The sequence below is a fragment of the Pigmentiphaga kullae genome, assembly GCF_004216695.1.
Lineage (GTDB): Bacteria > Pseudomonadota > Gammaproteobacteria > Burkholderiales > Burkholderiaceae_B > Pigmentiphaga > Pigmentiphaga kullae.
Genome location: NZ_SGXC01000001.1, coordinates 72440 through 84815 on the forward strand (window position 1 = coordinate 72440; position 12376 = coordinate 84815).

Annotated in this window: 11 protein-coding genes; 3 read left to right on the forward strand and 8 right to left on the reverse strand. The window is 68.2% G+C overall.

Annotated elements, in window-relative coordinates; genetic code table 11:
* Window positions 1-17 precede the first annotated feature (17 nt).
* The 4 genes from EV675_RS00350 to EV675_RS00365 form a co-directional block, all read right to left on the reverse strand.
* The gene (locus EV675_RS00350; protein ID WP_130355463.1) at window positions 18-1025 is read right to left on the reverse strand and encodes a Bug family tripartite tricarboxylate transporter substrate binding protein; all 1008 of its coding nucleotides are present in this window, start codon (window positions 1023-1025) and stop codon (window positions 18-20) included.
* 71 nt (window positions 1026-1096) lie between these two features.
* A complete protein-coding gene (locus tag EV675_RS00355) occupies window positions 1097-2893 on the reverse strand; it encodes a CocE/NonD family hydrolase (RefSeq protein WP_130355464.1) in 1797 nt (598 codons plus the stop codon).
* Between the two features lie 48 nt (window positions 2894-2941).
* Window positions 2942-4774 (reverse strand): CocE/NonD family hydrolase, encoded by a 1833-nt coding sequence (locus tag EV675_RS00360; RefSeq protein ID WP_130355465.1) that lies wholly within the window; start codon window positions 4772-4774, stop codon window positions 2942-2944.
* Window positions 4771-6243, reverse strand: a complete 1473-nt coding sequence (locus tag EV675_RS00365; protein ID WP_130355466.1) for a 4-hydroxyphenylacetate 3-hydroxylase family protein — start codon at window positions 6241-6243, stop codon at window positions 4771-4773. Before EV675_RS00365 ends, EV675_RS00360 begins: the two co-directional genes overlap by 4 nt.
* Before the next feature lie 85 nt (window positions 6244-6328).
* On the opposite strand from EV675_RS00365, the gene EV675_RS00370 reads away from it, so the two are divergent.
* Together EV675_RS00370 and EV675_RS00375 are read left to right on the forward strand one after the other, a co-directional pair.
* Window positions 6329-6826 (forward strand): flavin reductase family protein, encoded by a 498-nt coding sequence (locus EV675_RS00370; RefSeq protein ID WP_130355467.1) that lies wholly within the window; start codon window positions 6329-6331, stop codon window positions 6824-6826.
* Window positions 6827-6943: 117 nt separating this feature from the next.
* On the forward strand, window positions 6944-7657 hold the full coding sequence (locus tag EV675_RS00375; protein ID WP_130355468.1) for a GntR family transcriptional regulator: 714 nt from the start codon (window positions 6944-6946) through the stop codon (window positions 7655-7657).
* A gap of 5 nt (window positions 7658-7662) precedes the next feature.
* Here the strand turns inward: EV675_RS00375 and EV675_RS00380 are convergent, their stop codons facing one another.
* From EV675_RS00380 to EV675_RS00390, 3 genes are read right to left on the reverse strand one after another with little or no spacing between them, the layout of a single operon-like run.
* Entirely contained in the window at window positions 7663-8418 is a 756-nt protein-coding gene (locus EV675_RS00380; protein WP_130355469.1) for an IclR family transcriptional regulator, read from the reverse strand.
* 4 nt (window positions 8419-8422) lie between these two features.
* A complete protein-coding gene (gene mhpA, locus EV675_RS00385) occupies window positions 8423-9925 on the reverse strand; it encodes a bifunctional 3-(3-hydroxy-phenyl)propionate/3-hydroxycinnamic acid hydroxylase MhpA (RefSeq protein WP_130355470.1) in 1503 nt (500 codons plus the stop codon).
* Window positions 9918-10493, reverse strand: coding sequence for a VOC family protein (locus tag EV675_RS00390; protein ID WP_130355471.1), 576 nt, complete (start codon window positions 10491-10493; stop codon window positions 9918-9920). The genes mhpA and EV675_RS00390 overlap by 8 nt, the downstream gene beginning before the upstream one ends.
* A gap of 137 nt (window positions 10494-10630) precedes the next feature.
* Between EV675_RS00390 and EV675_RS00395 the strand changes: the two genes are divergently transcribed.
* The gene (locus tag EV675_RS00395; RefSeq protein WP_130355472.1) at window positions 10631-11605 is read left to right on the forward strand and encodes a Bug family tripartite tricarboxylate transporter substrate binding protein; all 975 of its coding nucleotides are present in this window, start codon (window positions 10631-10633) and stop codon (window positions 11603-11605) included.
* Here EV675_RS00395 and EV675_RS00400 read toward each other — a convergent pair.
* Complete coding sequence (locus EV675_RS00400; RefSeq protein WP_130355473.1) at window positions 11592-12365, reverse strand: aldolase/citrate lyase family protein; 774 nt, start codon at window positions 12363-12365, stop codon at window positions 11592-11594. The genes EV675_RS00395 and EV675_RS00400 overlap by 14 nt on opposite strands.
* Between the last annotated feature and the right edge of the window lie 11 nt (window positions 12366-12376).

Here is a 12376-nt window from a genome sequence, read left to right on the forward strand (position 1 = left end):
GCACTTCGGGCCGCATCTCATTCCAGCCGGATGTTCGCGTCGCGGATCAGCTTGCCCAGGCGCGCCGTCTCGGCCTCGACTCCCGCGTTCACCTGCTCGGGCGTGCCGGGCGCGATCACCAGCCCGCGCGCCGCGAAGGTCGAGACGAAACCTGGATCGGCCTGTGCCCGCGCGACCGCGGCGTTGATGCCACGGATCACCTGCGGCGGCGTCCTGGCGGGAGCGAACAGGGTGAAATGGGTGGGGATCAGCAGATCGCCGGGCGCGCCGGCCTCGGCCAGCGTCGGCACGTCGGGCATCAGCGGGGAACGCCTGGCGTTGCCCACGACCAGCCCGCGCAGCCGGCCCGACCGGATGTGTTCGAGCACGGTCTCGGGCCCCGTCACCACACAGGGCACGCCCCCGCCCACCACGGCGGCCGCCGCCGGCACCATGCCCTTGTACGGCACGTCGGTGATCTGCACGCCGTAGTGGCGTTCGATCAGTTCCAGGCTCAGATGGTGCACGCTGCCCTGGCCGCCCGTGGCAACCATCAGCGCGCCCGGATGCTTGCGCGCGTGGTCGATCATCTCACTCCAGGTCTTGAACGGCGCGTCGGCGCGGCAGACGACCGCCAGATCGACGCTGGCGACATCGGACACGCCGGTCAGGTCCCGGGCCGCGTATGGCAGCTTGGCATAGAGCACCGGGTTGACCGACAGCGTCAGCCGGTCGACCAGCAGCAAGGTGTTGCCGGTGGCCGCAGCCTTGGCCACGGCGTCGCTGCCGACGATGGCATTGGCGCCGGGCTTGTTCTCGACGACGACGGTCTTGTCCGTCGCGCCGCTCAACCGCTCGGCCAGGCCGCGCGCCAGCACGTCGGGGGCGCTGCCCGGCGTATAGGGCACGACGATGGAAGCCGTCTGCGCCGGCCATGTCTGGGCCTGCGCGCCGGATGCGGCAAGCAGCAGGACGCCGGCCACGGCAAGCAGGTGGCGGCGCAGCGGGGACGAGGAAGCGGGTGCTGCCGTGAAAACCTGGTTCATCCAATTCTCCTGGGATACGCGTTGCTGGCCATGCACCGCCGGTGCGAGGCATGGCGCGGGGGAACTACGTTTCAGTCGATGACGGGAAGCTGCAGATAGGCCTGGTATTTCCCGCCGGTGTGCAGGACATGGCGGCCCGCGTTGCTGGGCGCCGTGACACCCTTCAGCGCGTCGCCAGCCACGGTCAGCCGCAGCTCCTGGCCCGCGCGCCACACCATGCCCGTCGGCGCGATGGCGATGTCCAGCGGCACGACCTGGCCGGCCCGCAGGCGCTCAGGCTTGCGGAAGGCATGGACCGGCATGAAGTCCTTGGACCGGCCGGCATCGAGCGCGCGCATCGACGCCCGCAGCCGCCCCCCCGTTTCCTTGTATCCCTCGGCGGTCTCCAGGACTTTCCCGTCGGCCCCGGTCTTCTGCACCGTGACGAAGAAGTCCCCGTCGTCGGCCCCCGCCACCTCGACCCACAAGCGCAGCTTCAGGTATCCGATCAGGCGCGTGTCGCGGTCGAACCGATGGACGAACACGGCCGTCCCGGTCCTGGCGTCATAACTCGCCGACGAGGCCGCGCCGACCGGCCGGGGCGACAGCGTGCCCGTTGCCGCATCCAGGTAGGCCTTCCGGTATCGCGTATCGGGCAGCGGCCAGTCGCTCGCGGGCACGTGCCGCTGATTCCTGCCGCCGGGGTCGAGCACCGTCATCCGGACCCGGGGGGTTCGCTCCCAGCCGTTGTCCAGCCCTTTCAGGTAGCGGTCCAGGAAGCGGCGGTAGTCCTCCACGTTCTCCGGCGTGTACTGGTCGTTCCACAACCCCTTTTCCGTGATGCGCAGCCACTTGTCGCGCGACGCCACCCGATGGAACCCGTCCAGTTCGGCGGCGGCGATCTCCAGGCCGTAGCTGCCGACCAGGTACATCGGGATCTCGATCCGGGACATGTCGGCGATCTTGTCCTCCCAGTAGGCGTTCATGAGCGGATGCCGCTGCGCCGTGACGGAAGGCTCCTCGTACAGATTCGATCCGCGCATGCTCCTGAGCAGAAAGGTATTGAGTCGCGTGTTCGGGATCCCGCCCTTCATCAGTCGGTCGCGGTACAGATCCGAGATGTGGACCCCGATCGGGGCGATGGCCACCAGGTGCGGCGGCCGCAGCGCGGCAATCTGGTACTGCACCATCCCCAGCCACGAGCTGCCATGCATCGCGACCTTGCCGTTGCTCCAGGGCTGCCCGGCCGCCCACTCTATGGCCTCGTAGCCGTCGGCCGCGTTCACCCGGCCGAAGGACTGCATGTTCCCTTCCGACATGTCGACCCCGCGCGGATCGACGTTCACGACCGTATAGCCATGGCAGGACCAGTAGCCGGGATCCGGCGTTTCGAACGCCGCCAGGCCGGAAATCCAGGACGGATCCAGCATCCCCTTGGGATAGACCCAGGCGGGGTCCTGGGGCACGGATTTCGTGTACGGCCCCCATGCCATGATCGTGGGCAGCCTGTCCTGGCCGGCGGGACGGAACACGTCGGCATAAATCTTCACGCCGTCGCGCAAGGTGATGGCGACGTCCTGGTCCATCTCGATGTCGCAGGCCAGCGGCAGCGTGGAAGCAAAGAGACGCGTTCCCTTGGCGTAGATGATCTTCTTCGGATCGAACCCGTGATACTTCCCGTAGCAGAGCCCCGACGCCCCGGACGCGGCGGGCTGGCAGAAGCCTTCGCCGGTTCTCAGCGACGCGCGCTGCGTGAACGTCACGTCCCATGCCTGGGGATACGCGGCCGGCAGCTCGGGCCTGCCGCTGCCCGGCGCGGCGTGCGCGGCGACGGCCGCCGCGCCGGCGAGCCCCGCCGCCAGGACCATGAAAGATCGCTTGGAATGCATGTCTGTCCCCTCTCCTGTTCTGATTGATTGTCTGTTTCCGGCCGCAGGCTATCCGCCGCTCAGCGCGACGACGGGAATCTGCAGATAGGCGTCGTACCTGCCGCCGGCGTGGATGACGTGCCGGCCCGCATTGGTGGGCGCGGTGGTGCCCTTCAACACGTCTCCGGCCACGGTCAATCGCAGTTCCTGGCCCGCGCGCCACATCATGCCGGTCGGCGAGATCGAGATGTCCAGCGGCACGATCTGCCCGGCGTCCAGTGGCTCGCGCTTGCGGAACGACGGGACCGGCAGGAAGTCCGTGGACAGGCCGGCATCGAGCGCGCGCATCGACGCCCGCAGGCGGCCCCCGGTCCCCTTGTATCCCCTGGCCGCCTCGATGACTTTCCCATCGGCGCCGGTCTTCTGCACCGTGACGAAGAAATCCCCGTCTTCGGCGCCGGCCACCTCGACCCACAAGCGCAGCCGCAGATACCCCACGACGGCCGTATCCCGGTCGAACCGGTAGACGAAGGTGCGCTTCCCCGTCCTGGCGTCGTAGCTTGCCGACGAGGCCGAGCCGACCGGCCGCGGCGACAGCGTGCCGTTCGCCGCATCCAGGTAGATCTTCCGGTATTGCGTGTTCGCCGGCGGCCAGTCGCTCGCGGGCACGTTCACGCGGTCCTTCCCGCCGGGATCGAGCACGGCCAGCCGGACCCTGGGTGTCCGCTCCCAGCCGTTGTCCACCCCTTTCAGATAGCGGTCGAAAAAGCGCCGCGTGTCGTCCACGTTCTCGGGCATGTACTGGTCGGCCCACGTCCCCTTGTCGGTGATGCGCAGCCATTTGTTCCTGGACGCGACCCGGAAGAAGCCGTCCATTTCCGCCGCCTGCACCTCCAGCCCATAGCTGCCGACCAGGTACATGGGAACCTCGACCTTGGACATGTCGGCGATCTTGTCCTCCCAGTAGGCATTCATCAAGGGCTGCCTGGACGCCATGACCGATGGCTCTTCGTAGCGATTCGAGCCGCGCATGCTCCGGGTGAGCACCGTGTTGAGCCGCGTATTGGGAATGCCGCCCTTCATGAGCCGATGGCGGTACAGGTCCGTGATGTGGGCGCTGGCCGGGGCGATGGCCGCCAGGTGCGGGGGCCGCAGCGCGGCGATGTGGAACTGGACCATGGCGAGCCACGAGCTGCCATGTATCCCGACCTTGCCGTTGCTCCAGGGCTGCGCCGCCACCCACTCGACCACCTCGTAGCCGTCGGCCGCGTCGACCCGGCCGAAGAACTGCATGTCCCCTTCCGACACGTCGACCCCGCGCGGATCGACGTTGACGACGGTATAGCCGTGGCAGGACCAGTAGCCGGCATCCGGCGCCTCGAACTTCGCCAGGCCGGTCAGCCATCCCGGATCCACGCCCATTTCCTTGGGATAGACCCACTCGGGATCCTGGGGCAGCGACTTCGTATACGGTCCCCATGCAACGATCGCGGGCAGTTTGCCCTGCCCGGCGGGACGGAGCACGTCGGCGTAGATCTTCACGCCGTCGCGCAGCGTGATGGCGACGTCCTGGTCCATCTCGATGTCGCAGGCCAGCGGCCGGGAAGCCGCGAACAGACGGGTTCCCTTGGCATAGGAGATTTTCTTCGGCTCGAATCCCAGGTACTTCCCGTAGCAAAGGCCGGAAGATACGCCGGGGCCGACGGGAGGCTGGCAGAAGCCTTCGCCGACCTTCAGCGGCGCGCGCTGCGTGAACGCGACGTCCCATTCGGCGGGATACGCCGTCGGCAGATCGGGCTTTCTGTCACCGGCCACGGCCACCGCCGCGCCCGCCAGCCCGGCCGCCAGGACCAGGCGCCCCACTCGCCGGCATCCCGTGCCGGACCGATGCGGCGCGCTCATCGCTCCATCCCCGCCGGCTCGCCGGCCAGCGCCAGGGCCCGGTCGACCAGCCCCGTGCAGGCCGATCGATTGCCCTCGTGGTAGGAGCTGGCCAACAGGCGTACCGGGTCCCCCACGTAGTAGCGCTCGTACTGCATCTGCCGGCTGGCGAAGGCGTCGCCGCACAGGTCCCACGCCAGCTTGAAGATGCGGATGCGGTCGACCGAACCGGTGGCCGCGCCCTGGTAGTACTTGAGCACGTCGCGCGCGACCGGGCTGGCGAAATCGGACTCCGCCGGCATCATCAGCAGGCCGCCCGCACCTATCTTCTGCAGGTATTCGACCGCGCGCGGATAGATGGTGGGCAGGAAGGTGCGGATCGCGTGATAGGGCCGCAGGTTGGGCCGCAAGGTGCCGTTGGGCGCCGCTTCCGCTTCCAGTTCGGCGCGCACGATGCAGGACTCGACCATCTCGACCGCATCCAGGCACTCACCGATCATGTTCTGCACATGCAGGTGGATATCGGCCTTGATCGCGCGCGCGACGGCGATCATGGCGCCGGTGACCAGCTTCAGCTTGACCAGGCCCCGCACCGACGTCTGCTGCGCCGTGAACTGCCGCACCGCCGTTGCGCCGTACATCCCGTTGGACAACTCCACGTCCTGGTTGATGAACACCCGGTCCCAGGGCACCAGCACATCGTCGAACACCAGCAGGGAGTCGGGTTCCTCGAAGCGGCTGGCCAGCGGATGCTCGTAGTGGTCCCTGGCCAGTCCCTTCTCGAACGGCGGCCGGGCGATCTGGCGCAGGCCCGGCGTCGCCAGGGGCAGCGCGAACGCGACCGCATAGCGTTCGTCGCCCGGCTTGAGCATGGGCAGGCTGTAGATCAGTACCTCGTCGGCGACCGGCCCCATGGTCGCCAGCATGCGGGCGCCGCGCACGATCAACCCCTCGCCGGTTTCGCGCACCACGCCCAGATGCAGGTCGGACTGGGCCTGCTCGTGCGAGGCCCTGGACCTGTCGTTCTGCGGCGTGATCAGGGCGTGCGTCAGGAACAGGTCGTTATCGCGTACGTGCTCGACGTAGCGCACGAGGTTGTCCTCGAAGCGCGCGCCCGCCTTGCGGAAATAGCCCCGGCCGTCGAGGAAGGCGGCCAGCATGGTGTTCATGAAATCGGGCGAGCGGCCGAGCAGCCCGAAGGTCTGCTCGGCCACCGTTTCGAAGGCCGCCCGCCTGATGCGCAAATCCTGCGGGGTCTTGGGCACGAGAAAGGCCGTGGCGCAGGCCTGCCCGCAGGCGTCGGCGGCCGCGGCCAGGACCTTGGCGTGCGCCGGATCCGATTGCAGGTCGTACAGCTTGGCGACCTGCCTGGCGGTGCGGCCGAAGGCCGGATGCCGCACCACATCCTCGACCCGCTGCCCCTCGACCCAGACTTCCCGGGGCTGGGACCGCAAGTGGTCCCAGTATTCCGATCCGCTGCGCACACCCATCGATGCTCTCCTTGAGCCTTGTTGATTTGTCCGCATCGTAGGACTAACATGTTAACATGTCAATACGATCTGAAAGGCCCGCGACATGCTCTCGTCCGACGAATTCAAGCGCTGCATGGGCAGCTTTCCCACCGGAGTCGCGGTGGTCACGGCCACCGCGGCGGACGGCACGCCCGTGGGCGTGACGGTCAGTTCCCTGACCTCCGTCTCGCTGACTCCGCCCCTGATCCTGTTCTGCCTGGACAAGCACGCGCTGTCGCGCCGGGTCTTCTCGGGCAGCAAGCAATTCCGTGTCCACGTGCTGGCGCAGGAACAGGCCGGCATGGCCATGCGTTTCGCCAAGCGCGGCGTGGCCAAGTTCGCCGAGCCGGCGGCGCCGCATGCCGGCCTCGAACCGCCGCGCCTGCCGGATGCGCACGCATCCATGCTCTGCGACACGGCCTGCGAGTACGACGCCGGCGACCACGTCATCCTGGTCGGACACGTGGTGGCGGTGGAGTCCGGCGACGATGCCGATCCGTTGGTCTACTACCGTGGCCGCTTCGGCCGTTTCTCCGGCGAGGCGCCTGCTCCGCACGCCTGAACGGGGCGTCATCGGCCATGACCCGGCGGCTATAATGCCGGCCAGCCGCGTCACAGGAAGGCGCCGCACTGCTCCGGAGCCCGCAGTGCCGGGCCTACCCACGAATACGAGATACGCATGGAATCAAGGGGCAAGCAGCCGCTCGCGAACCAGGCCTACGACCACCTGAAAGCCCAGATGCTCAATGGCGAGCTGCCGGCGGGCGCGTTGATCGACATCGACGCCGTCCTGGCCGCCATAGGCAGCAGCCGCTTCCCCGTCATGGAAGCGCTCAAGCGCCTGGAAATCGAGAAGTTCGTCGAGATCACGCCCCAGGTGGGCTGCCGCGTCTCCACGCCATCGCTGTCCGACGTCACCGACTTCCTGGGCCTGTTCGCGGTGATCGAGGGCTATTTCGCCCGGCTGGCGGCACAGCGCGCCCTGCCCGAGGAAATCGACGAACTGCAGTCGATCAACGACCGGATGAGGAAAGCCTTCAACCGGGCCTCGTCCGCATCGGGAAGGGACGAGGCCTATCGGCTCGGCAACCGCAAATTCCACCTGATGCTGCACACCATCGCGCGCGCGACCAACCTGAACGAACTGGCTTTTTCGTTGTGGGACCGGGGCGAATTCCTGATCAGCGCCGGCGTCGGCACGGTCCGCTTCGGCGAACGGGTGGAAGCCGCGCTGGACGAGCACGACGAGATCATCGAAGCGCTGACGCGGCGGGACGGCGTGACCGCGGGGCGGCTGGCCGAAGCGCATCTGCTCGCCTTCGTCGCGGAAATCCAGGCCCACGCCAGCAAGACGGCGCTTGCCGCGCAAGCCGAGCCGTCGGACCGGGGCTAAGGCCCTCAGCCCGCCAGTTCGTCGGCGATCCGGCCTGCGGCCTGCCTGACCAGTTGCACCACGCGCGGCACGTCCACCACGTCGATGCGCGGCATGTCTATCACTACCGACAAGGCCCCCCAGACAGCGCCGTCGGCCTTGGGTATGGGCGCCGCGATGGCTGCCAGCTGCGGCTCGAGTTCGCCGCGGGACACGTAATGGCCGGCCCGGCGGATCGCGGCGTAGTACTTCCGGAAAGCCGGCCACTCGGAGGGCAGGCCGGCCCGGGCGATGTCGGCGGGGTGCGCATCGAACAGCTTGCGCAGTTGCGCGGGCGCGAACGAAGCCAGGATGACCTTGGGCGCGCCGCCGCTGAACAGCGGGCGGGGGCGCCCCCGCCCATAGGACAGCGTCGCGGGCGCCTTGCCCAGTTCGCGGTGCGTGTCCAGGATCTGCGAACCGAACCAGGCCGAGGTCACGCAATCGAAGCCGGTTTTCTCCACCAGTTCGGCCATGTGGGGAATCGCCACCTGCAACAACGGATCGGCCCGCCGGATGTAGTAGTCCAGCACCACGATGCGCGGGCCCAGCGCATAGCGCGAGTCGCCGGCGCGCTGGAGCAGCCCCGCATCGCCCAGCGTCTTCACGTAGCGATAGCCGGTGGGCAGGGATACGTCCAGCAGCGACGCGATCTCTTCGGCGGTGCGGGTCAGGTGCTCGTCGTCGAACAGGTCCAGCACCCGCAGCATGCGTTCCAGGCTGGTGGCGGATTTTTCTTCCATGCGGTCATCGGGACAGAGCCACCTCGGCCGCGGGCAGGCGGGCCGTGATGCGCTCGAGTTCGTCGGAGGTGCGCGCCACGCCCATCAGGTAGCGGTCGGGACGCAGCACGACGGCCCGCGCGCCGTGCGCGTCGAGCCAGGCCGCTAGTGTACGGCCCGGACGGTCGAGCACCACCGCGTCCATCGTCCGCCAGCGCTCGCGCGTGGCGTCTCCCACCGCGGCCACCACGCCGGGCGCGCCGATGATCGCCATGCGGTTGCCCAGCGCCTCGTCCAGCAGCCGGCCGTCGTCCAGGCGCGGCTGCGGAAAGGGCAGCCCCGCGGGCGCGGGCGCGTCGCCCTGGAGTCCCGGCCCCAGGGCGGGCGAGGGGAATTCGAAGATCTCCGGCTCGCCGGCCGAGAAGCGCCGGTCGCGTTCGCGGGCCGCGTCCGGATCGGTGGCCTGGATGATGCCGCCCAGGCGCACGGCCAGCTCCACGAAGGCCCGGACATGCGGCGCGCGCTCGGACTCGTAGGAATCCAGCAGCGCATCGCCGGCCCGCCCGCGTAATACCGCCTCGAGCTTCCACGCCAGGTTGGCGGCATCGCGCATGCCGGCGCACATGCCCTGCCCCAGGAAGGGCGGCGTCTGGTGCGCCGAGTCGCCGGCCAGCAGCATGCGGCCCTTGCGCCAGCCATGCGCCAGCACGGAGTGGAAGGTGTAGACCACGGCGCGCTCGAGGTCGGCCTGCTCCGGGGTGACCCAGCGGCGAACGAGCGCCCACAGCGTATCGGGCCGGACCAGCGCGGCGGTATCGTCCCCCGGCATGACCATGATCTCCCAGCGTCGCCGGCGGCCGACCACGTTGCAATAGGTCATGGGCCGCGCCGGATCGCAATACTGCACGGTGTGCGCGGGCAGGGACGGCCCATCGTCCTTCAGGATCGCGTCGAAGACCAACCACGGCTGGTGCAGGCCCAGATCCTCCATCCTGCTGTCCATGGTCTTGCGCACCAGCGACCGGGCTCCGTCGCAGCCGACGACATAGCGGGCGCGCGCGGTGCCGCCGTCCGCCAGGTCCAGTTCGACCCAATCGCCGCGTTCGCGCAAGGCCGTCACTTCGCAGCCCAGCCGGACCGCCACCCCCGCATGGCGGGCAACGCCCTCGCGCAGCACACGCTCCAGTTCCGGCTGGTGGAAATAGTAATTGTTGGCACACCCGTGCGGCCCGTCGTCGGCCGTGCCGCCCCGGATCAGCAGGGTCCGGCCTTCGGCGTTGACGAAATGCATGCCCTGGTTACCCGGCCGCGACACCGCCAGCGCCGCCTCCCGCAGGCCCGCGCTCTGGAAGATGCGCATGACCTCGCCATCGAAATGGATGGCGCGCGGCAAAGGATAGACCTGGCGCTCCTTGTCCAGCACCAGCACCGACAACCCCGCCTGCCCCAGCAGGTTGGCCAGCAGGGCCCCCACCGGCCCGTAGCCGACGATCGCCACGTCGGCCGTCATCGATGGACGTTCACGCATGCTGGTCGGCTTCCATGCGCCGTGCGACCTCGGCCTGCCATTGGGCGCGAGGCTGGAAACGCGGATAGCGGCGGGCGATGGCCTGCGCCTTGCGCAGGATCTCCTCGTCGCTGTCGCGGAAATCGACCGGTTCGCGCAGTGGCTGCTCGCAGTACCAGTCGGTGTCCATGAACAGTTCCAGCCGATTGCCTTCCGGATCGCGGCAATAGATGGAGACCGCGTTGCCGTGGGTCACGGGCTGGATGTCGTCCACACCGGCCTCGACCAGCCGCTCATGGAAGCGCCGCAGCGTGGGCAGGTCGGGAACGCGGAACGAGATCTGGTTCACGACGCTGAACCGCAGGTCTTCGGGCCGGCCCGATACCAGGACGATCTGGTGATGCTCGGCCGGATCGCGGCTCAGGAAGATGAGGCGGGTATGGCCCAGGTTGCCGCGGTCGGTCTCGGTAAAGCGCAGCACGGTCCGGTAGAACTGCGCCATCGCGTCGATATCGCGCGCATACAGCCCAAGATGACTGAAGGCGAGCGACAGGCCGGCGTGGGGGGCGTGGGAGGGTTGCACTGCCATTACTCCTCCTTTCGTTCTCTTTAAAGGAGAATAAAAGTTGATTTTTTGGTTGTCGTGTGTTTTAAATATATACCAATTCTCTTATTTTGATAATAGACAAACAAAATCACGGAAGTGATGAACCCAGGAGACGCCCCATGAATCCGCTGTTACGCCGCATCGGCCTGCCCGCCATCGCCCTGGCGGCCCTCGTTTCGACCGGCGCCCATGCCGAGGACTACCCCGCGCGGGCGGTCCGCATCATCGCCCCCTTCGCCGCCGGCACCGGCCCCGACGCCAATGCCCGCGAAATCGCGGCCGAACTGACCAAGGTCCTGGGACAGACGGTGTTCGTGGACAACCGCCCGGGGGCTTCCGGCATCATCGGCACCGAGGCGGCCGCGCGCGCCACGCCCGACGGCTACACCCTGTACATCGGCACCACCAGCACGCTGTCCGTGGTGCCGCACCTGTATTCCAAGCTTCCGTTCGACGCGGCCAAGGACTTCACGCCGGTCAGCCTGCTCGGCATCCTGAACACCGGCCTGATCGCCACGCCCAAGCTGCCCGCCAACGACGTCCGCGCCCTGCTGGCCTTGATGAAATCCAGGCCCGATGCGGTCAACGTGGCCACCCAGGGGCCGGGCAGCTACTCCCACCTGTCGGGCGAATGGTTTGGTTTCAGCGCCGACACCAAGCTGAATTTCGTGCCCTACAACAGCAACAGCCCCTATGCGGATCTGCTGGCGGGCCAGGTGCAATTGATGTTCGACGGGCTTCCGGCGGCGGCGGGCAACATCCGCGCGGGCAAGCTCAAGCTGCTGGCGATCACGGGCAAGCAGCGGCACCCCACCTTCCCCGACGTGCCGACTTTCGCCGAGTCGGGCATCGCCGACTTCGAACCCATCGCCTGGCAGGGGCTGCTGGCGCCGGCCGGCACCCCCAAGGCCATCGTCGACAAGCTGAGCGAAGCCATGCGCAAGGCCGCGCAGTCGCCGGAGCTGGCCGAGAAATGGCGCTCGTATGGGGGAGAACTGAAGGGGGACACGCCGGCGGAATTCGCGGCGTTCATCGCGGCCGACCGCGCCAAGTGGGGCGAGGTCGTGCGCAAGGCCAAGGTCAGGCTGGATTGATCCAGGCGGCGGCCAGTTCGCGGGTGGCGCGCGCCAGCAAAGCGGTGTCCACTCCCACAGCGACAAAACTGGCGCCTTGCTCCAGATGTTGCCGTATCAGGGCGGAATCCGTGGCCAGCGTACCCACCGCCTTGTCATGCGACAAAGCCCCCCGCCTTGCCCGATCGATGGCCGCCCGCACCTCGGGATGACCCGGCTCCCCCAGGTGCCCCATGGAAGCAGCCAGGTCGGCCGGACCGATGAAGATACCGTCGACGCCGTCCACCGCGGCGATCTGCGCGACACGGTCCACGCCGGCCGCGGTCTCGACCTGCGCCAGCACGCATATCTGCCCGTTCGCCGCGTACAGGTAGTCCGCATAGGTGGCCCACCGCGAGGACCGCGCGATGGAACTCCCCACGCCGCGCGTCCCGTGCGGCGGATAACGCGTCGCCGCGACGATCGCCCGCGCCTGCTCCGCGGACTCGACCATGGGAACGAGGAAATTCTGGACGCCGATCTCCAGGTACTGCTTCAACAGCACGGCGTCGCCGTCGGGCACGCGAACAACCGGCGCCGGCGGATAGGCGGCCAATGCCTGCAACTGCGCCAGGACGCTGCGCAAGTCGTTGGGACCATGTTCCCCATCCAGCAGCAGCCAGTCGAATCCGGCCTGGGCGCAGATCTCCAGGCTATAGGGATCGGCCATCGCGGCCCATAGGCCGATAAGCCGCCGGCGGTCGATGAGCGCACGCTTGAAGGCATTCTCGGGCAGATTCATGCCATGTCCCC

Bases quoted from the DNA above. Each gene is read 5' to 3' on its own strand.
- EV675_RS00355 (WP_130355464.1), bottom strand. From the start codon at position 2,893: ATGCATTCCAAGCGATCTTTCATGGTCCTGGCGGCGGGGCTCGCCGGC.
- EV675_RS00375 (WP_130355468.1), top strand. From the start codon at position 6,944: ATGGAATCAAGGGGCAAGCAGCCGCTCGCGAACCAGGCCTACGACCAC.
- EV675_RS00400 (WP_130355473.1), bottom strand. From the start codon at position 12,365: ATGAATCTGCCCGAGAATGCCTTCAAGCGTGCGCTCATCGACCGCCGG.
- EV675_RS00360 (WP_130355465.1), bottom strand. From the start codon at position 4,774: ATGAGCGCGCCGCATCGGTCCGGCACGGGATGCCGGCGAGTGGGGCGC.
- mhpA (WP_130355470.1), bottom strand. From the start codon at position 9,925: ATGCGTGAACGTCCATCGATGACGGCCGACGTGGCGATCGTCGGCTAC.
- EV675_RS00365 (WP_130355466.1), bottom strand. From the start codon at position 6,243: ATGGGTGTGCGCAGCGGATCGGAATACTGGGACCACTTGCGGTCCCAG.
- EV675_RS00370 (WP_130355467.1), top strand. From the start codon at position 6,329: ATGCTCTCGTCCGACGAATTCAAGCGCTGCATGGGCAGCTTTCCCACC.
- EV675_RS00390 (WP_130355471.1), bottom strand. From the start codon at position 10,493: ATGGCAGTGCAACCCTCCCACGCCCCCCACGCCGGCCTGTCGCTCGCC.
- EV675_RS00395 (WP_130355472.1), top strand. From the start codon at position 10,631: ATGAATCCGCTGTTACGCCGCATCGGCCTGCCCGCCATCGCCCTGGCG.
- EV675_RS00350 (WP_130355463.1), bottom strand. From the start codon at position 1,025: ATGAACCAGGTTTTCACGGCAGCACCCGCTTCCTCGTCCCCGCTGCGC.
- EV675_RS00380 (WP_130355469.1), bottom strand. From the start codon at position 8,418: ATGGAAGAAAAATCCGCCACCAGCCTGGAACGCATGCTGCGGGTGCTG.